This window comes from Bacteroidales bacterium (assembly GCA_013314715.1).
Classification (GTDB): Bacteria; Bacteroidota; Bacteroidia; order Bacteroidales; family GWA2-32-17; genus Ch61.
In genome coordinates this window covers 13689-33823 of record JABUFC010000009.1, presented here as the reverse complement: position 1 = coordinate 33823, position 20135 = coordinate 13689, and the positions used below count along the sequence as shown (strand labels likewise).

Genomic DNA, 20135 nt, shown 5'->3' with positions numbered 1-20135 from the left:
ATGTTATTCCTTATTGCGATGAGTGGAGTGACGAAGCCATCTTTTTCAACGTTCTTTGTCATTTGTCGATTGTGAATGGTGGGCAGTTTAGATTGCTTTGTCTGATTTCATCAGTTTCGCAATAACAAAAAGGAGTTTTGTAAAGGTCTTGATTAAAGAATTAATATTCTTTCGTACAAATTATCTTAATTGTGCCAAGGTTGGTTTTGCAAAAATAGATGCCGGCTTTAAGATGAGGGCATAGGGAATTCAGATTGATTTGTTGACTTGATGCAAGTTGCTGTTGGGCAATGATTTTTCCTGTTATATCCGAGACAATGATTTGATGAATGGGAGAATCGGAAGTGATTATACTTTGCTCATTTACAGGATTGGGAAATATATTTAACAAAGAATATTTTTGTGGTACTATGTTGGTAACATCTGCGTAGGTAGCTGTCCATCCAGCATCCGTAACCGAATAATTCGAAATAAAGCGAACGATGGCTTTACCTGCATCTACATATATGGCATTGGTGGGTGGGTTGTTTGCATTTAAGTTACATATTAAGTTAGAAGAAGAAATGGAGTTTTTGTAAATAAGTATGTAATCATTGGTAGTGCCTGCAGGGAGTTGAAAATCGGTGAATTGGATACTAATTGCTTGGGCATTGGGTGGCGCAAGTATCCAACGGCAGTTGGTATTGTTGTTGTAATCGCAATCGCCACTTCCATCCGAAAATACCCCCGAAGGAGCTGTAAGTGTATCTATGCCGCAGTATTTAGACGAAAAGGACAAGTTAAAACCATTACCTTCTGTAAAGTTGTCGGTTGTAAATTTTATGAATGCATGATTGGATGTTGTTTTTAAAGTAGTTGGCGATGATTCAGATGTGAGTATAGGTTGATGTTGTTGAGTAAAAAATTGCAATAGGTTGCTTTGTTCGCTAGTTCCATCGAATATAAACAAGGTATCGCCTTGAGCAAGGTCAAAAGTATTGAATTGCAACTGAACACTCGAGCCACATTCGGGATTGATAAGCCAGCTGCAGTTGCTATTGGGCAAATAGGGTTTTATGCCATTTCCTGCTGTAATTGTTCCGGCAGAATAGGTTATGGTGTCTTGTTGGCAATATAAAGGGTAATTGTAGGCAAGTGTGTCGGGAAAAATATCCACAATAAGCTCTTGACTTATATTAAAGTTTGAACCGCCCGGATTAAGTTGATTGGAATAGAAATAACCATCTAAATAACCACCCCAGCCCCAGTTAAAATGATAATAACCACTGTCTTGATAGCCATCGCATACGAAAGCATGCCCCATGGTGTAGGTAGTATCTTCCCAACCGGCATAATAAAGAGGTTTGCGAGCATCGAGGTTTGTCCTAACAAGGCTGTCCCAATGGAGTGTTGTACTATCTCTGAATATATAACGTGTTTCGGGACAATATTTAAAATATGTTTTCATAGAATTAGCGACTGAATGATTCCAAACGCCGGAGCCATCGGGACCATATACCATATCGAAACTAATACCAGTAGTAAATAATAATAAAGATGCAGAATGGTTATAATTTGTTAGTACAGGTGTCATTTCGTTGTAATCGTAATGACAAGTATCGAAGTTGGCTTCAATAAATCCGTAATTAGGGTGTGAATACCCATGGTATCCTGTTCCCGATAAGGGCCAGCGGTGGTAATACATAAGTTGAGAAACAGCGGTGGCAACGCAGCCAGTTACGCAATGTCCATCGGGACCATTTGGGTCGGCAGGACAGGCACTGTTGTAATATTTGCCTTGATCCCATTTTGTAATGACAAGAGGTGCAACAGCTTTGGTTGTCTTAATATTCTGTTGGGTCATAAATTCTTGCCATTGCTTGTTAAATGGTAGTTTTTTATTTCGATTGGATGCAATTTCGTTGGTTCGGTGTTTCATCCACCAATCAAAAGCGGGGTTATGCATGTCGCGATTAAATGAGGATTCGAAGCCATAAGCGATGATAGGAATCGAAGTGTAGTCGTTGGCTACCACTACAAATCCCTTGGGATTCATGTTCAAAATGTAATAATCGGGAATGCTTTTGTGAGAAGCATTGGGAATGATGTCTGTAATTGCAACATTTTTTGCTTGAATGTTTTGAAATGCTTGTGCTTTAGCTTTAAAAAAATTTAAAGCTACTGTTTTAATGGTGTCGGTACTAACCTGACTATATAAAAACAGTTGCACTAAAAAGTTTAATGCAACTGTTAATAAAAATCGCTTCATTTTTTATTTTGTTTTAAATTTTGAAAGCAAATCCTTAACGGCATCTTTATGAACGGTAAAGTTCATCATTTTAAGCTTTACGTAATCTTCTCTAAAAAAGTAATAGCCAAATTCTTTTGCAGTGGGATTATTGTTGCGTGAGCCAGCACCAGAATCTTTAATAAGATACCAGCGTGAACCTTTGTAATCGGTATAGCCTACTAAATGAACCCCATGGTCGTCGGTAGTAGTCTTATTAGAGAATCGAAACTGTCGTGCTTCGTCGGTTATGAAGTTTGACGGAATATCGAAAGTAGGAATAATAGCACATTGTGTTTCGGGGTCGAAGCCGGGTTCGCTTACATCGCCACCAATAGCAACAGTATAACCATTTTCTACGGCTTTATTTAAGGCTTTCATGAATTCATCTAAAGGAACATTGTAATATTCGGTACTTTTCCACCAGTTGTCGGGTACATCGTATAATACTTTTTGATAGAAAGGTTCTTGCATATACGAAAGAATGTCAACATAATTATCGGGATTGATTTTTAAGATATCGCTAGCAAATTGTTGAGGTGTCATGGTTTTACCGTTCCAATTTACTTGAGTTGGAGGTTCGCCAATATGATAATTCATGATAGATTTTACGGTAGCTACAACAGCTTCTTCGTTCCATGCATTAGCTTCTTTGACCCATTTTAAATAATTATCCATTTCGCTTTTCATTTGTTCGTGTGTGTGGTATTTTCTACCATGGATAAGTCCATTGTATTGTTCCCAAGGTACAATGCCATATTTTTTAATCATTCGAGTTACAGCATTGGCTTCGCTGCCTTCTTCTACAATCGATTTGCCACGGGTGCGAACAAATTCTTTAACTTTTTCTACATATTCCCAATATGCAATGTAAATTTCGCTTAATTTAACTTTTTGTTGTGTAAGACGATAGACTTCTGATTCGAAATAAGAAACAGTCGAAAAAGCCCAACATGTTCCTGCATTCCCTTGCGAAATGGGAGCATTATGCCATTGTTGTTTGTACAAATCTACTTTATTGGGTAAATCTTTGCCGGTCATATCGGCTTTAAAACGTTTATATGTTTGGGGCGGAGCAAGTTGCTCGTTTACTTGTTGAATGTCTTTCATTATAACATTCTGATAAAAACCCGGTTTTGATTCTTTAAAAATAGCTTTATCGGGTTGAACTTGTGCTGTTGATAAAACAGCTATGGTTACTAAACTTGAAAAAATTAACGATACTTTTTTCATATATTTTTTTTTCGCAAGGTAAAGCTTTTTTTTGATAGAAAAAATATCTTTTAAACGCTAAATCACTACCTTTGTACTAAAATTGAGTTATGTTTATTTTTAATCTTATATTGATTCTATTTATAGTTGTAGTAACTATTTTACTCATTGCTCTTGTTATTGTTCGGAGAATTATGTGGAAAGTTAAACGGACGGTGGGCAAGGTATTTACATCTAATGAAAGATATTATGAAGATAGAAATGATAGTATAAATGTGCATTTTAAAAATAAGAGAATAGTTAAGCAAGATGATGGAGAATATGTTGATTTTGAAGAAATAAAGGAATGAAAACAATAAGAAAGATTATTTATTCAATACTCGGTCTTCGAGGTTATTTAAGGCTTATAAGCAAGGTTTATATTTGTATGATTCGATGGGGGATGTTAAAAAGCAAGTACCCTGAATTGTTTTTTCTAAAAAAAATAGTAAAAAGGGGTGATACTTGTTTGGATATAGGCGCTAATGTAGGCTATTATTCACATTTTTTATGCAAATATGCTGGTGTTGAGGGAAGAGTTTATGCCGTTGAACCTATACCCGATTTTAGGGTGGTGTTGATGAAAAATATTCCATCAAATTGCCGTAATCATTACGTTTTATTTCCTTATGCACTTGGAAGCGAAGAAAAGAAAATACAAATGGGTTTACCGGTTGTAGGTGGGGTAATTCATCACGGAATGACCCATGTGCTTGATAAAAACGAAGGACAAACGATAGCTAAAACGTTTGAAGTGGAAATGAAAGTCCCTGATAAACTGTTTAGCGATATTCAAAAATTGGATTTTGTTAAGTGCGATGTCGAAGGGTTTGAATATTATGTTTTTTCGAATATGCAAGAAACTTTCAAGAAACACAAGCCTGTTATTCAGTGTGAATTGGGTGGTGAGCAAAAGAAGGCAACACTGAATTTAATGAAATCATTGGGATATTTAGTTTATGCTTTAGATAATGACCAGTTAAAACCATTGTCCGATAGCGAGGCTTTGCAATATTCTAACGATGTGTATTTTGTGCATCATGAAAATCGTCCGAAAACTTTTTAATGTTTTAAAAATTAAATCAGCTATTTGCTTTTTGAATAATAAGAAACCTTAAGGTTTTTTAGACGGTAAGCAACTTTTCTAATTCTGTGTAGAGCATTTGAATAGGTAATCCCATAACATTAAAGTACGAACCTTGTATCTCTTTTATTGCAATGTAGCCAATCCATTCTTGAGCTCCGTAGCTACCTGCTTTATCGTATGGCTTATATTGATCAACGTAATACTCTATTTCTTGTTGACTTAAAGCACGAAATTTTACTTTTGTTTCAGCAAAGAAACTTTTATTTTTTTCTTTCATTTTAATGCAAACACCTGTGTAAACAATATGTTCGTTATCTGAAAGAGCATTTAGCATTTGTATAGCATCGTTGCGGGTTATAGGCTTACCTAAAACTTTTTCATTAAGCCAAACAATGGTATCGGCAGTGATTAAAATAGTTTTATCGTCTGTTATATAATTTTGATAAGCGTTAGCTTTTAATTCTGCCAAAAAAATAGCTATTTCTTGTGCTTTTAAATGGGGAGGATAAATTTCGTCCACCTCAAGAGGTTCAAGTAATTGAAACTTAAATCCGGCTCCCTCCATTAATTGACGGCGGCGTGGTGATTGTGAACCTAATAATAATTTGTAGTCGTTTAATTTTTCGAGCAACATTACAAAAGCAACCAAAGAAATGAGACAAATAAAATTCCAGCAAACATTACCCACTTAAGTTGTTGGCTAATTTTGAAAAACTCTTTTTGAGCTTGGGCTTTCGATAATTTATACATTAAATAAATAAGAGGAAAAATAATGGTTAGCGTAAAATAAGTGATGGAATATATGTCTTTAAGAAAAATAATATAAATAAAAACAATACTTAAAATCGTAATCATCGATAAAGCATATACAAAAAGTTTCGATTTGGGAATGCCAAAAGTTAAAGGTATAGTATTGCGATTAAGTTCCATATCGCCTTGAACATCTTCCATATCTTTGATTATTTCGCGGATAAGCGTTAATAAAAAGGCAAAATAGGCATAACCCAAAGCAAAAAAGAAAATAACACTGATGGTTTTGGCTTCAACGGGTGGTCTTTTAGGACCGATAAGGTCGTTCCAAAGAGGAATTTCGAATAAGACGGGCATGAGAGGGACTAATGCAGCAAAAGCAGCAACAATAATGTTTCCCCACAACAGCATTTTCTTAAAATACGAGGAGTAAAACCATAGTAAACCCGAAACTACAAGGAAAATAAAGCCTAATTTGGTTAAATGAATATGGTAGGCAACATAAAATCCTAAAGCAACGCCGATAAAGTTAAATAAATTATTGATGGTGAGGGCAGTGCGACGAGGTATTTTAGTCCCTACAATTACACTATCGGGATGATTGGTAATATCGGAACGGATGTCGAAATAATCGTTGATGGCATAACCGGCAGCAGCAATGGAAACTGTGGCAATAACAAGTAATATGAAATGTAGTTCGTCTAATTGAATTTCGTAGGCTATACTATGTAAAAAGGGATAAATAATACCATAGCGAATGGCATACATTGTAAGTGCAATAATCAAAAGATTTTTATAACGGATAAGCTTAAGAATATCTGATATTTTCATACAAAAAAGTTTATAAAGTTGAAAGTACAAAATTTGAAAAATAAAGATTTGAAGATAAGATAAAAAAATCTTGAAAAGTTGGTACTGAATATTATTAACAGGATGATTATTATAATATTTTCAAATTTCCACATTTCCAAATTATTTTTTTACCAATGGAACGATTCGTTATCAAACCACTTGCCTTGTGCACGGAGCACTTGTTCGATAACATCGCGAACGCAACCCTCTCCGCCTTTGATGTGCGATATATAGTTGGAAATAGTTTTTATTTCTACTGCTGCATCGGCAGGACATACCGGAATGCCTACTTGCCTCATAACTTCGTAGTCGGGAATATCATCGCCCATGTACATAATGCTTTGGGGATCGAGCTGATAAGAGTTGATAAAATGCGTAAACGCTTCTGTTTTTTTACTTGAACCCATGTAAATATTTTTTACTCCTAACCCTTCGAAACGGAGACGAATACCATCGCACATGCCTCCTGTAATGATAGCAATGGGAAATCCTTTTTTTATGGCTAACTGAACAGCATAGCCATCTTTTATGTTCATCGAACGCCATTGTTTGCCATTAGATGATAAAAAAATATTGCCCGAAAAAACGCCATCAACATCAAAAACAAAGGCTTTTACGTTTATAAGTTTCTCTTTAAAATTCATTCTTTTTTTAAATTTGACATGATACTTTGAGTTACAAAGCTATATAAATTTTTTAGTTCATCGTAATGTTCGAGTGTTTTTAAATGTTTTTCAATGGTAATTTGGTCGTTGCGAATAGCAGGTCCTGTTTGCGATTGGCGAGATCCTTGCTCCATAGCTTTTTGTATGGTTTCTGTAATGAGCGGTTTTAATAAATCGAACCTTAGCTGATGAATTTCGAGCCAATATTCTGCCTGTGCTATCATATGGTTTACAAAATTGCAGGCAAAGACAGCTGCAATGTGATATTTTATTCTGTCGGCTGAGGTGCAAAAATAACTTTGTGTTTGCAGTTTCGTTGTCCAGTTTTCCAAAATGTTTTTTATGTCATCATTGGAATATTCGATTAGGATTGGAATCTGATTAAAGGCGACATCCCTATGTTTGCTAAAAGTCTGTAACGGATAAAAAACACCTGCATGATGGTGCGTTTGGTTTAATATATCGATGGTGGTGCTTCCCGAAGTATGAATGATGCCAGCCTGACGATTTATTTTTTTTGCTACCGGTTCTATTGCTGCATCAGAAACTGCAAGAATAAAAATTCCGTCTAATTGGCTAAGATGATTTTCTTCTATAATAGGAATGTTGAATGTTTGGGATATCTCGAGAGCAGCTTGATGGTTTCGGCTCCATATTCCACGAATGCTGATTTGGGCATTTGTGAATGCTTTAGTCAAGTTCCAAGCAATATTACCTGAACCAATAATATAAATAGGTGTGTCGAGTGTAAACATGATTAGCCGTATTTACTGTAACTCTCGAGCTTAGCTTTGTCGAGTATTTTAAAGATGTTATTGCTTTCTTCGGCAATGATTTTGTTTTGAGCAAAATCTTTAAGCGTTCTTACAACACTCATAACGCTCATGCCGGCAAGCTCAGCCAGTTCTTTTCGGGTCATAGAAAGTGTAAAGGTATCACTATGGTACACTTGATTGGCAAGATGTAAAAGAGCATCGGCCATACGCCCGTTGAGTTGTTTTTGTGAGGCTGAGATAAGACGGCGATAATGAAAAAGTGTACAATTATTAAGGGTTTGAATAATGGTCTTTGCAAATTGCCCGTTTTGAAGAACAAGATTTTCAATGACCGTTTTATCGATAGCACAAATAATGCTGTCTTCAATAGCTGCTACACTGTATTGAAGGGGAGCATTGGTAAATAAATTGGGTAAGCCAATATAATCGCCACCTCTAAATATGTTTAAAATAATGTCGTTTTCTTGTTCCGTTTCTATGTATATTTTAATAAGTCCTTTTTGTAAATAAAGTACATGGGTTACAAATGAACCTTGTTTCGCAATATGTTCACCTTTTTTATATTTTAATTCTACTCTGTGAGCATCGGCAAGTTCTAGTTCAAGCAGTGAAAGTTGCTTGAAACATACCGACTTGGCACCACAAATGGCACAACTCTTTTCGTTTACGTCCATAGTTTCTTTTTAGAGAATGTAAAAATAGTGAATTTTATTAAAAAGTATGATATCTATAGGCTATTTATAATTATCAGTTATTCAGATAAATATATTTATATCTATAAAAAAATAAACTTAGGATTATTGTTATTTTAATGTCGATATATATTTTTATTTTTCATTTTTAAGTACCAATAAAAAAAATGACCTAAAAAGTAATGTACTTTTGAAACAACAAAATATAATTGTTTTATGAGAACTCTAAACATTCTAAAATGCTCGATTTACGCAATGCATAGGGATGTTTTTTTTATGCTTAAAACGAACAATAAATTATAGTATATGATGAATTATAAAAACATTTTTTTAACTTTTGTCTTATCTTTTTTGACGTGGCTTTTGCTGAATGGTTCGCTGGATAGGGATATTTTAATTTCGGGTTTTGTCATAGCAACATTTATTTCATTTGTATTTTGCCGTAAATGCGATGTAATGCAATATGTAAATTTAAGCCCGAAAGGTTTTCTTTATGCTTTTGCATATGTTTTTGTTTTTGGATGGGCTTTAATAAAATCTAATTTGGATGTGGCATTTAGAGTTATTAAACCTTCGTTGCCCATTAATCCGGGTATTGTAAAGGTTAAAACCAAACTCAAAACACCGATTGGCAAAATGATGCTTGCCAATTCTATTACCCTCACTCCGGGTACTATAACGGTCGATATAAAAGACGATACTTTATATATCCATTGGATTGATGTTACCAGTACGGATATAGAAGAAGCTACTAAAAACATTGTTTCATCATTCGAAAAATATTTGGAGGTAATGTATGGTTAATACAATTTTATACACAGCAGGCGGCTTAATACTAATAGGTATGCTTTTATCGCTTTGGCGATTTTTAAAGGGTCCGCATATGGTCGATCGTGTTTTAGCTTTCGATGTTATGACGGTTTCGTCTATTGGGTTGATTGCGTTGATTGCCTTTTTTAGCAATCGCATCATATACATGGATGTTGCTTTGGTTTATGGTCTTTTAAGTTTCACCGGCGTGCTGGTTATAGCTCGCTATATAGAGAAAGGGCTTTAATATGGAAAATATAGTAGATATTATTGGAAGTCTGGTAACACTGCTTGGAGCTATTTTTGTTTTTCTTGGCTCCTTGGGGATTGTACGTATGCCCGATTCATATAACCGAATGCAAACAGGTACTAAGGCAAGTACATTAGGAACAATGCTAACCCTACTCGGACTGGGAATTATAGCTCCATCGTGGTTGGGTAAGGTTTTTATATTGATTATGTTTGTTATGATTACAAATCCCGTGTCGTCGCATACATTGGCAAGAGCTGCACATTTTATCGGAATTAAACTAACCGATAAAACTGTTTCAGACGTTTTAGCCGACGATGAAAAAAATAATAAGGAGGTATAAGCATGAATATTACCATTGTTTTTGCATTAATACTTGCAATAATCATAGTTACCATGGCAATAGCTGTATTAGTGGTAAAAAAAATTAAAACAGCCGTACTTGTTTCGGGAGTTGTGAGCCTTTTAGCTTCAATTGTTTATTTATTATTAGCATCGCCCGATGTGGCCATGACCGAAGCTGCTATTGGAAGCGGTTTAACAACCATTATATTTTTCTATGTTTTAAATAAAATGAGGAGTTCCGATGTTTAAGAAATTATTTGTCATAGCATTAGTGGCAGGATTTGCCGTTTTGCTTTGGTCGTATCTGCGTCATTATTCCGAACGCACTACGTTGAACGATTTATCAACTTATTATGTTGATAATACAGCTCGCGAAATTGGAGCTGCCAATGTGGTAACTGCTATTGTGGTAACCTACCGTGGTTTCGATACATTGGGCGAAGTTACTATTTTATTTGTAGCTGCAAGTTTAATAGCTATGTTTTTAAAATCAATGGGAAAAGAAAAATCGCGTAATGCTCGTCCTGCTTCGCTTATTTTAGTTACTGCACAAAAACTGCTTTTCCCTCTTATATTGTTATTTGGTGTGTATATTTTCATCAATGGGCACTTAACACCAGGTGGCGGTTTTCAAGGAGGTTCAGTCATTGCAACTGGATTCCTTTTGTGGCTAATGGCTAATCCCGAAGGGCATGCACCTCAAAGTTTGTTAAATACGATTGAAAGTATTTCGGGTTTTGGATATGTAGCTGCCGGATTATTTGGTTTGATTTTAGGTTTGGGCTTCCTCGATAACCGTTTTATGGGTCTGGGTACTTTAGGGCATCTTTTTAGTGCTGGCGTTATACCTATTATATATTCTTTTATTGGATTAAAAGTAGGCGCCGAGCTTTCGAATGTATTGCATCATTTAAACGAAATTCAAAACGAAGAATAATGGAACTGTTAACTTTACAAAATATCAGCATTGTTACGGCTTTTTTGCTTATGCTGATTGGGCTTTATGGAGCATTGACTACGAAAAATATTTTACGAATCATTATTGCTTTCGATGTGTTCGATAGCGGACTTAATTTGTTTTTAGTAGCCCTTTCGTATATGAATAATCGTGTAGCTCCAATTATCGATGCTACTACAGGCACCGAAAATTTGTCGTCAAAATTTGTTGACCCCATACCTCAAGCATTGGTTCTTACTTCAATTGTGATTGGTGTTGGTGTTACAGCTGTTATGCTGACCTATGCCTATAAAATGTACAAATATAAAAATACACTGAATATTAACGAATATAAAGACGCAAGATGGTAAATCCAATTTTTATTGTAGCGATTGCATTGGGTGCAGCTTTTCTTATTGGCTTAGGCACCTCTAAAATGCTAAACATTAGCAGAGGATTTATGCTATTGGCAGTTGCCGCTATGGCAGCTATTTCAGGGTCATGGTTGTATGGGCTCTACAACGGAAGCCTTCAAGGAATCGATGTGTTTACAGCAGGGTTTAAGCCACCTTTTGCTATTAACCTTAGAATGACCATGAATGAAGCATTTCTGACTTTTATGATTAACTTCTTTGGTTTAATGTCGGCTATTTATTTGTGGGATTCATTGAAAGCAGCCGGAAAATATGCACATTCCATATTCCTGATATTTTTGTTAGGCTTGAATGTAGCTGTGATGACCAGAGATATTTTTAATTTATTTGTGTTCCTCGAAATTACTTCTATTGCAACATCGGCAATGGTTATTTACACACAAACATTAAAATCTACTTCGGCAGGTTTTAAATATATGATAGCTTCATCGATTATTTCAGGATTGTTGCTTTTGGGAATTGTGTTTGCTTATACTTTTGGAGGCACATTGAATATTGATTTTATGGGCAATATCCAAATGATAAAAGGTGGATTTATTGCTTTGTTCTTAATTTTGATAGCACTTGTTTTAGAATCAAAACCCTTCTTGGCTAACGGTTGGGCTTTAGACATGTACGATTCGGCTAATCATGCTGTTGGAGCCATGTTTTCGGCTATTTCGGCACCTGCTATTATTTTTGTAATTTATAAAGTGATGCCGATTATGCCAACTCCTTGGCATACTATTATAGGATTGTTGGGAGTTGTAACTTTTATCGGTTCTAACTTTGTTGGTATTCGCCAGACTCAAGTTCGTCGAATGTTGGGATATTCATCTGTTGCACAAGCTGGCTTACTTTTAACCGTTGTATCTATAAGCGAATATCTTGGCGATAAATTTATGTTCATTGTTCTTGGGTTATTATTAACGAATTATTTTGCAAAAGCAGGCTTATTTTGGATTGGAGGAGTGATTGGCTCCGATAACTTTAAAGATTGGACATTGCTTCGTTCTAAACCTATTATGTTTTTATTATTTGGTGTTTTTGTTTTTGCTTTAGCTGGCTTTCCTCCATTTCCTGCATTTTTTGCAAAATGGGATTTAATTATGCAATTAGCAGCTTCAGGTGGATGGTGGTGGATAGCATTAATTTTATTGGGAAGCATTTTCGAATTGGTTTATTTGCTACGTTGGTTTAATACTGTATTTCGTCAAGATGAAACAACTCCCGAATCATTTCATTGTACATGGAATAAACGCTTTACTATTTTGTTATTAGGTGCAAGTTTCTTGTTTGTTTCTGCTCTGTTTATTTATTATCTGCATTTCGATTTTCTTTTAGTTGTCTTACCTCTCATTGTTATTGCTGCTTTGTTTGTTATAGATGTGATGCCAATTTTTGTTAAAAATTCTATAACAATTGCATCGATTGCTATTTATGCATGGAAAGTATATCCTTTAATTGCCGATGATTGGTTAAAAATGATGTTTGCAGCAATTTTCTTGATAGGTGGTTTATTAACACTTATCCCCGGTTATAGTTTTAAAGGCAGACGTTTGGGCTTTTATCCTTTTGCTGCAATGACCATATTTGGACTTTTTATGCTGGTATCGGCTCAAACTAATTTGATTTTCTTTATGGGTTGGGAGTTAATGGCATTAGGTTCATTTATTTTGATACTAAGAGGCAAAAATGCTGAAATTCCTGCGTTTAGATATTTAATGTTTTCCGCAGGCGGTGCTTATTTACTTTTAGCAGCTTTTGCACTAATTACAGCTTTTGCAGATGGAACTTACTTCGCTGCTATCAGCGGACATTTTACACACGTTAGCATCACTTTTGTATTGCTTATCTTTGGTTTTCTAACTAAAGCTGCTGCTATTGGTTTGCATATTTGGATTCCCGATGCTTATGCCGAAGCCGAAGACGATGCCACTCCTTTAATATCGGGTGTTTTAATAAATGCTGGAGTTTTAGGGTTAATTCTTACTGTATTTGCTTTTGGGAGAATAAACATTGGACATATAAATCTATATTATTGGTTAGGTTGGATGGGTGCATTAACGGCAGTCGCCGGTAATATGCTTGCTATATACGAAGAAGATATGAAACGACTTATAGCGTATTCGAGTATGGCAGCTATGGGTTATATTATTTTTGCATTGTCAATCAATACTAAGTTGGGTATTTTAATAGCTCTGTATTATACCGTTCTTCATTTCTTGTATAAAACTTTGTTGTTTTTATCGGCAGCCGGAGTTGCTTATAGAACTAAAACGCATTTGATGTATCAAATGGGAGGCTTGATAAAAACCATGCCAATATCGTTTATAGCTGTTCTAATAGGTATTATTGTTGCTGCAGGTATGCCTCCATTAGCAGGATTTGCAGGGAAATGGATGTTTTATAATGCTGTTGTGATGAAAGGATGGTATTTACAAGGTTTGTTGGTATTTTTCTCAGGAATAGTTGCTTTCTTATATTTATACAAACTTATAGCCTCTGTCTTTCTTGGACAAATAAAAGATAATTTGCGTAAAGTAAAAGAAGCACCCATGGGGTTTATCATTCCTCAAGTTGTGTTGTTGGTGGTCTTAATGATATTATCGGTTCAACCTAACTTATTATTGCAACCTTTATCACAAGTTATTCCTGATAAAGTTATAGGCGAAGGCTTACAGTGGGATGGTAATTTGGCATTTACAACTTTTGGTTATTGGAATGCATTTGCCATTATGTCTGTTGTAGTTATAATGTTTGCAATTTTATTCTTGTGGTTATATGTTAATAGTCGTAAAGCTCAGAAAGTTAAGCAATTTAATATTGTATTTGCGGCCGAACGTCCTTTTAGACCCGAAACTACCCATGTTTCATATAATATGTTTGCAGGCTATAACAAGGCGTTAGGTTTTATGGTTCATCCATTGGCTACAAAATTTTGGAATGGTTTATCGAATTTATGCGAAGCTATTGCCGATAAAGTACGTTCATGGTACAATGGCGATGGCCAAGTTTATGCCATTCATTTATTAGTATATGCTCTTATTGTTTATTTAAGCTTATTTGGAGGAAATATTCTATGACATTCGATTGGACAAAATTGCTTTATACCTTATTAGGTTTGTTTATTGTAATTAATTGGGGACTTTTACAATATGGCATAGTTAGACGAATAACTGCCCGTGTCGCTAAACGTATAGGAATGAAAGTATATCAGCCTTATATCGATTTAGTAAAAAATTACAGTATGAGAAGCCAAATTTCTCATGGTGTTATGTATTATTTAGGTCCTGTTTTTCGTTTAGCTGGTGGTTTAGGAATATTTTTATTTATGCCATTAGTTTTTAATTCACCTTTTAGCAATTATTCGTTCGCCGGCGATGTGATTCTTATTTTGTATTTTATGTTTTTTGGAATGTTAGGAATGGCTTTAGGTGCTAGTGAAGGTGGTCATCCTTATTCTTTTATAGGTATTAGCCGTGGATTATCGCAGTTTACTACAATAGAAGTGCCTTTTACCTTAGCTGTTTTAGCCATTGCTGCACAACATCATACTTTTTCCGTTACCGGAATTGTTGAAGCACAGCAAGGCGGTTTTTTGCATTGGAATGTATTTACCAATCCATTTGCAACTGCTGCAGCTATGTTAGCATTTTTAGGTATGATGGGAGCTTCTCCTTTTAATGTTGTTATGGCTCCGCAAGAAATTCCTATTGGACCTCCAACCGAATATCATGGAACCTATTTAGGTGTTTTACAAACTAATAGAGCAATACTGTATGTCAGTGAATCTATTTTAATGGTAAACTTGTTTTTTGGAGGTGCTACAAGCTGGCCTGAACTAATTATTAAAGGTTTTCTGGTTTATATGTGGCCTGTTTTTGTAGGACAAGTATTCCCACGTTTTAGAATTGATCAAAGTGTGCCCTGGTTTTTAAAATTACCTTTATTATTAGGCGTTCTTGGTTTATTATTTATTTAAATCAAATGTTATGAGCGAAAAGAAACAATTTATAGATCCCGATTTGCAGCCAAGAACCGTAATTGGTCCTAATGGCGAAGAAATAAACATCAATCCGTTAGAAGATTATTTTTGTTCGGAGCGTCCAAAAGTGCACGAACCTAAAAGATGGAAGATTTTTGAAGATTTTGTGAATTGGGCAAGGGCAGAATCTATATGGGTGCTTGGATTTGGTACAGGTTGTGGAAGCATCGAGCTTTACCCTTTATTAACACCTCGTTTCGATGCCTACCGTTTTGGAGTTCAGATGCGTCCTACACCTCGACAAGCTAATTTGATGATTATTTCAGGTTATTTAAGTGTAAAGACCTTAAAACGAGCTATTCGCAGTTACGAGCAAATGCAAAATCCTAAATACGTAATGGCTTTAGGCAGTTGTACCATTAATGGGGGCATGTACTTCGATAGTTACAATACCATTAATCGCCTTGATAAATACATGCCAGTTGATGTATATGTAGCTGGTTGTATGCCACGTCCCGAAGCTATCTTAGCTGGTTTTGAAGCATTAAAAAAGAAAATTAAAGAAGGAAGAGCCGAAGGTGCTAACGAATATGCAAAAAATTTTGATTACTATAAAGCCAATCAAAAAAAGATTATAAAAGATTGGAATATGCCCGATTATAATTGGTAAGATTATGGAAAATATTATAAAGAACATAGAAAAAATAGCGTCAGTTAAAAATGTTAAACACCAAAGAGCTAATCTTTCTTTTTTAACTGTCGACAAAGATCAAGCCATTTCCGTAGTTACGTATTTACGCGATTACGAAGGTTTTTCACATTTCGTTATGTTGAGTGTAGCCGATTGGATCGAAGAAGGAGAATTTGAGCTAATGTACCTACTTAATAATCCTACAAAGAGGATCGATATTGGTGTTTGTACTCGAATTTCGCGTGAGAACGCTACTATGCATACAGCTCATCATTTATGGGAACAGATATGGTCGTATCAACGCGAATTAAAAGAAATGTATGGTATTGATTTTCCCGGTAGTCCACGCGTTGATGAGAGCTTCTTGCTCGAGGGGTGGGATCAAATACCTCCTATGTGTCGTGAATTTGACACATTAAAATATGCTGAGGAAACATATTTCCCCCGTCCTGGAAGGGAAACACATGACCCAGCGACTTATATGAAACAAAAATTATATCCCAATGAATAGTAAGTTTAAAATAGAACCCGATAGAAGTTTATATCCATCAGTGGGTGCCGATGGAAAACTTGAAATAGATTTGAGTTCAGGCAAATATATTAAAATATGGCATGGACCTAATCATCCCGGAGTTACGGGTAATATGTCATTGGAATTGACTATTTGCGGAGATGAGATAGTAGAAGCAAAAACACATGTTGGTTATTTGCATCGTGGCTTCGAAAAAATATATGAGCGTAGAACATGGATGCAATGTTTTCCTACTGTTGTTCGTATGTGTGTGCCCGAACCCGATACGAATGAGTATTGTTTTTCAGCAGCATTAGAAGAATTAAGCGGTATTGAAGTCCCTGAGTATGCACAATGGATGCGTACATTAGCACTCGAAATGGCTCGCTTGACTAATCTTTTGCGAACAGTCCCAGGGTTAGGAGGAACCATGGGTTTGGGATTAGGTGTGCAGTGGGGAGTTTATCTTCGCGATTTATTGCTCGATCGTTTCGAAGAACTTACCGGAGCTCGAATTTATCATATGTATATGATTCCCGGTGGTGTTCGAGGTAAAATGCCTCAAGGCTTTAAAGAACGATTGCTCGATAATTTGAAACAAATTGACGATTTTTCTGTTCGAATAAAAAAACTAATTTTCGATAATGCAGTAGTAAAAAAACGTGCGGTAGGAACTGGATATGTTCCGGTTGAATGGATTGATAAATTTGGAGTTGTTGGCCCCAATGCTCGTGCTGCTGGTGTAAATCGAGATGTACGAAAAGATTACCCTTATTTAAAATACGCTGAATTAGATTTTGAACCTTACGTTGATGAAAAAAAAGGTTCTGATGTGTATTCACGATTCTGGGTTCGATATATGGATATGGTGAATACGGTTGCTCTAATACGACAAATACTCAATAAAATGCCCAACGATGGCGAAATATTGGCACGTATTCCCAATGCACTGCATTGGAGTGTTCCTAAAGGGCAAACTTATGTCCGTTGCGAATCATCGCGAGGTGAATATGGTTTTTATGTAGTGAGCGATGGTAGTGAATACCCACGACGAATAAACCTCAGAGGACCAAGTTATACTCATGCTATAGCTTTACTCGAAAAATTATTAATAAACGCTAATATTTCTGATGTTAGCCCAATTATGGTGTCGCTAACAACTTGTCCACCCGAAATAGAACGTTAAAAAAAGAGTGTACATTATGATGAAATTTAAAGATATTCTTAGCCCCTTTTCTGCTTGGGGAAACATTAACAGAAAACCTGTTACAGTCAAGAATCCATTTACTGAACGACCAGGTGCCGATCGATATAGAGGTTTTCATAAAAACGACATAACTAAATGTATTGGCTGTGGAACTTGCGAAGCCATTTGCGAAAATAAAGCTATCGATATGGTACCTGTTGAAGGAATTGAAACCAAAAAAGGTGATAGTGGATTGCGTCCGTTAGTAGATTATGGCAGATGTTGTTGGTGCGCCCTATGTGTTGATGTTTGTACAACCGGTTCATTAACGATGTCGAATGAATATACCTGGGTTTCTGAAAATCCCGATGATTTTAGATATATACCCGGTGTTGATAATAAGCCTTGGGATAAAAGCGAAAAAGGGTGGACCAATCCAGGTTATTCTTTATACAATCCCGAACGGGTAAAAATGGAAGAACTTGAACCCAGCGAACGTATCTCAAATTTTCTTGAGTTGGTAAAAGGTTATTCTAAAGAACAAGCAGAAAAAGAAGCCGATCGTTGTGTTAGCTGCGGTATTTGTATTGCTACTTGCCCTGCCCATATGGATATTCCAGGATATATAAAAGCCATTCGCGATAATAATCTTGAACTTGGTTTAAAACTCTTATACGATACCAACCCATTGCCCGAAATATGCGGTAGAGTCTGTACACATCGTTGCGAAGAAGTATGCTCAATCGGTGTCAAAGGCGATCCTTTAGCAATTCGTTGGCTTAAACGTTATATTGCCGATAACGTTCCATTTGAAAAATATAAAGAAATCCTTGGTTTAGACTCTCTCCCAGAAGGGAATAAGCATATTGCTATTATAGGTGCAGGACCTTCGGGAATTAGTGCTGCATATTATTTAAGAACCTTGGGTTATAAGGTTACTATTTTTGAAGCCAAATCGCGTCCAGGAGGAGCAACGATGTACGGTATTCCGAAATATCGCTTGCCTATGGAGATTTTGGATAAAGAAATTGGTATGCTCGAGGAAATTGGGGTAGAATTTCGTTTTAACACCATGATTGGTCGTGAAGTTAAATTTGACGAACTATATACCGCTTTTGATGCTGTATTTATGGGAATTGGATTTGAAAAGCCATACCTACTCGCAATTGAAAACGAGGGAGCCAAAGGTTCATTACAAGCCATCGACTTTTTGCGCGAAGTAAACGAAGGCAAGAAACCAGAAATAGGGAATAAAGTGGTTGTGATTGGCGGGGGTAATGTTGCTATGGATGCTGCACGTGTAAGCCGTCGCTTGGGTGCCGAAGTTTCCATACTTTATCGTCGTCGTATCGAAGATATGCCTTCAGACCCTGAAGAAATCGAGGGGTGCGAACAAGAAGGCATACATATTATCACTCAGGCCATTCCTACCAAAATTATGGTCGATGCTAACAATGTGGTAACTGGTATAGAATATCTTAAAGCCAAAATGGTACCCGATGAAAGAGGTGGACGCCCCAGACCAGAACCTATTGAAGGAAGTGAGACCATAATAGAAGCAACGGCAGTTATCGGCGCTATTGGGCAAGAAGGTGCATATGAATTTTTAGGCAATGAATGGCTTCAAAAATTGAATATTAAAAAAGGTCGTATTGTAGTTGATGATGCTATGCAAACATCCATACCTCGATTATTTGCTGGAGGCGATTCTGTTAACCCAACTGCCGATGCAATCAGCGCTATAGCCGATGGACATAAGGCCGCACGAGGAATTGATAAACTTTTGAAAGGAGAATGAACTTTTGTTATAACAATTTTTTAATTAGAAAAAATAAAAATATTACTATGATAAACCAATTTAATTCAACTAATGATATTCTCGAGTTTGCCATAAATCGAGAACAGGAAAGTATAGATTTATATGAAAATCTTTCTAAACAGGCACCAACGCCACAAATGAAAGAAGTGTTCAGCTCTTTTGCAGCAGAAGAAAGAGGGCATAAAAAAAGATTGCAAAACATTAAAAGTAGTGGACAATTTAAGTTAATGGAAAGAAATATTAAAGATTTAAAAATAGAAGATTATCTTGTAGATGTTAGCGAAACGGTTGGGTTAACCTATCAGGCAGCTCTTATTCTTGCCATGAAAAAAGAAAAGGCAGCCTTTAAATTGTATATGAATTTAGCATCGAAAGTAGATGATCCCTTAATGAAATCGCTTTTCGAATCTTTAGCCCAAGAAGAATCAAAACATAAACTTCGTTTCGAGATAGAATATGACGAAATGATTAATAAAGATAATTAAAAGCGATATTATTGGTTGCTGTAATTATTTTTAAGGTAATATTCTAAAATTCCACGACCCACTTTAAAAAGTTCATCGTCGAATTTTAACCCTCTTAAAGGTGAGTTAAATGCTTGTTGATTCCCTTTTATAAAGTCTATAGTTTTATTAACCCATTCAAAATTTTTCAATTTTTTTTCAACTATTGCTTCTACTCTTTTTATATATTCAAAATCTTTTTCTGATAAGTAACTCGTATCGGCTTGACTATAATCAGAAGGATTAACTCCCAATTCTATTTCTGCTTCGTATTGAGCGTAACGAATTATTTTTTTGCAAAGACGTTCTAAACTGTTATATTCGTCAGGCATGTTTGTAAAGC

At 35.8% G+C, this 20135-nt stretch carries 22 protein-coding genes; 14 read left to right on the top strand and 8 right to left on the bottom strand.

Annotation, left to right across the window (positions count from 1 at the left end; all coding sequences use genetic code 11):
* Positions 1-160 precede the first annotated feature (160 nt).
* Both HPY79_03425 and HPY79_03420 read right to left on the bottom strand, forming a co-directional pair.
* Entirely contained in the window at positions 161-2248 is a 2088-nt protein-coding gene (locus tag HPY79_03425) for a C10 family peptidase (protein NSW44864.1), read from the bottom strand.
* Positions 2249-2251: 3 nt separating this feature from the next.
* The gene (locus HPY79_03420; protein ID NSW44863.1) at positions 2252-3499 is read right to left on the bottom strand and encodes a peptidase C1; all 1248 of its coding nucleotides are present in this window, start codon (positions 3497-3499) and stop codon (positions 2252-2254) included.
* Between the two features lie 325 nt (positions 3500-3824).
* Between HPY79_03420 and HPY79_03415 the strand changes: the two genes are divergently transcribed.
* Positions 3825-4583 (top strand): FkbM family methyltransferase, encoded by a 759-nt coding sequence (locus HPY79_03415; protein ID NSW44862.1) that lies wholly within the window; start codon positions 3825-3827, stop codon positions 4581-4583.
* Between the two features lie 58 nt (positions 4584-4641).
* On the opposite strand, the gene maf is transcribed toward HPY79_03415, so the two are convergent.
* The 5 genes from maf to HPY79_03390 form a co-directional block, all read right to left on the bottom strand.
* Positions 4642-5235: a septum formation protein Maf gene (maf, locus tag HPY79_03410; protein NSW44861.1), complete on the bottom strand. Its 594-nt coding sequence runs from the start codon at positions 5233-5235 to the stop codon at positions 4642-4644.
* Positions 5236-5237: 2 nt separating this feature from the next.
* Entirely contained in the window at positions 5238-6185 is a 948-nt protein-coding gene (locus HPY79_03405; protein ID NSW44860.1) for a geranylgeranylglycerol-phosphate geranylgeranyltransferase, read from the bottom strand.
* 149 nt (positions 6186-6334) lie between these two features.
* Positions 6335-6850, bottom strand: coding sequence for an HAD hydrolase family protein (locus tag HPY79_03400; GenBank protein NSW44859.1), 516 nt, complete (start codon positions 6848-6850; stop codon positions 6335-6337).
* Positions 6847-7626, bottom strand: coding sequence for a DUF2520 domain-containing protein (locus HPY79_03395; protein NSW44858.1), 780 nt, complete (start codon positions 7624-7626; stop codon positions 6847-6849). The genes HPY79_03400 and HPY79_03395 overlap by 4 nt, the downstream gene beginning before the upstream one ends.
* A gap of 2 nt (positions 7627-7628) precedes the next feature.
* Positions 7629-8321 (bottom strand): Crp/Fnr family transcriptional regulator, encoded by a 693-nt coding sequence (locus HPY79_03390; protein ID NSW44857.1) that lies wholly within the window; start codon positions 8319-8321, stop codon positions 7629-7631.
* Between the two features lie 324 nt (positions 8322-8645).
* Between HPY79_03390 and HPY79_03385 the strand changes: the two genes are divergently transcribed.
* The 13 genes from HPY79_03385 to HPY79_03325 are packed head-to-tail and all read left to right on the top strand — an operon-like array spanning position 8646 to position 19774.
* Positions 8646-9143, top strand: coding sequence for a Na+/H+ antiporter subunit E (locus HPY79_03385; protein ID NSW44856.1), 498 nt, complete (start codon positions 8646-8648; stop codon positions 9141-9143).
* Complete coding sequence (locus HPY79_03380; protein NSW44855.1) at positions 9136-9396, top strand: cation:proton antiporter; 261 nt, start codon at positions 9136-9138, stop codon at positions 9394-9396. The genes HPY79_03385 and HPY79_03380 overlap by 8 nt, the downstream gene beginning before the upstream one ends.
* 10 nt (positions 9397-9406) lie before the next feature.
* A complete protein-coding gene (locus tag HPY79_03375; GenBank protein ID NSW44854.1) occupies positions 9407-9742 on the top strand; it encodes a Na+/H+ antiporter subunit G in 336 nt (111 codons plus the stop codon).
* Positions 9743-9744: 2 nt separating this feature from the next.
* Positions 9745-9993 carry a DUF4040 domain-containing protein gene (locus HPY79_03370; GenBank protein NSW44853.1) on the top strand — a complete coding sequence of 83 codons (249 nt, stop codon included), beginning with the start codon at positions 9745-9747 and terminating at the stop codon, positions 9991-9993.
* Positions 9986-10681: a sodium:proton antiporter gene (locus tag HPY79_03365; GenBank protein ID NSW44852.1), complete on the top strand. Its 696-nt coding sequence runs from the start codon at positions 9986-9988 to the stop codon at positions 10679-10681. The genes HPY79_03370 and HPY79_03365 overlap by 8 nt, the downstream gene beginning before the upstream one ends.
* Positions 10681-11052 (top strand): cation:proton antiporter subunit C, encoded by a 372-nt coding sequence (locus tag HPY79_03360; GenBank protein ID NSW44851.1) that lies wholly within the window; start codon positions 10681-10683, stop codon positions 11050-11052. Before HPY79_03365 ends, HPY79_03360 begins: the two co-directional genes overlap by 1 nt.
* Positions 11046-14180: an NADH-quinone oxidoreductase subunit F gene (locus HPY79_03355; protein NSW44850.1), complete on the top strand. Its 3135-nt coding sequence runs from the start codon at positions 11046-11048 to the stop codon at positions 14178-14180. The genes HPY79_03360 and HPY79_03355 overlap by 7 nt, the downstream gene beginning before the upstream one ends.
* Positions 14177-15079: an NADH-quinone oxidoreductase subunit H gene (locus HPY79_03350; GenBank protein ID NSW44849.1), complete on the top strand. Its 903-nt coding sequence runs from the start codon at positions 14177-14179 to the stop codon at positions 15077-15079. Before HPY79_03355 ends, HPY79_03350 begins: the two co-directional genes overlap by 4 nt.
* A 10-nt stretch (positions 15080-15089) precedes the next feature.
* Positions 15090-15752, top strand: coding sequence for an NADH-quinone oxidoreductase subunit NuoB (nuoB, locus tag HPY79_03345; protein NSW44848.1), 663 nt, complete (start codon positions 15090-15092; stop codon positions 15750-15752).
* A 4-nt stretch (positions 15753-15756) separates the two neighbouring features.
* On the top strand, positions 15757-16284 hold the full coding sequence (locus HPY79_03340) for an NADH-quinone oxidoreductase subunit C (protein NSW44847.1): 528 nt from the start codon (positions 15757-15759) through the stop codon (positions 16282-16284).
* Positions 16277-17470 (top strand): NADH-quinone oxidoreductase subunit D, encoded by a 1194-nt coding sequence (locus HPY79_03335; protein NSW44846.1) that lies wholly within the window; start codon positions 16277-16279, stop codon positions 17468-17470. The genes HPY79_03340 and HPY79_03335 overlap by 8 nt, the downstream gene beginning before the upstream one ends.
* Positions 17471-17486: 16 nt before the next feature.
* On the top strand, positions 17487-19268 hold the full coding sequence (locus tag HPY79_03330; protein NSW44845.1) for an FAD-dependent oxidoreductase: 1782 nt from the start codon (positions 17487-17489) through the stop codon (positions 19266-19268).
* 50 nt (positions 19269-19318) lie between these two features.
* Positions 19319-19774: a ferritin family protein gene (locus HPY79_03325; protein NSW44844.1), complete on the top strand. Its 456-nt coding sequence runs from the start codon at positions 19319-19321 to the stop codon at positions 19772-19774.
* An 8-nt stretch (positions 19775-19782) separates the two neighbouring features.
* On the opposite strand, the gene HPY79_03320 is transcribed toward HPY79_03325, so the two are convergent.
* Positions 19783-20124 (bottom strand): hypothetical protein, encoded by a 342-nt coding sequence (locus HPY79_03320; GenBank protein NSW44843.1) that lies wholly within the window; start codon positions 20122-20124, stop codon positions 19783-19785.
* Between the last annotated feature and the right edge of the window lie 11 nt (positions 20125-20135).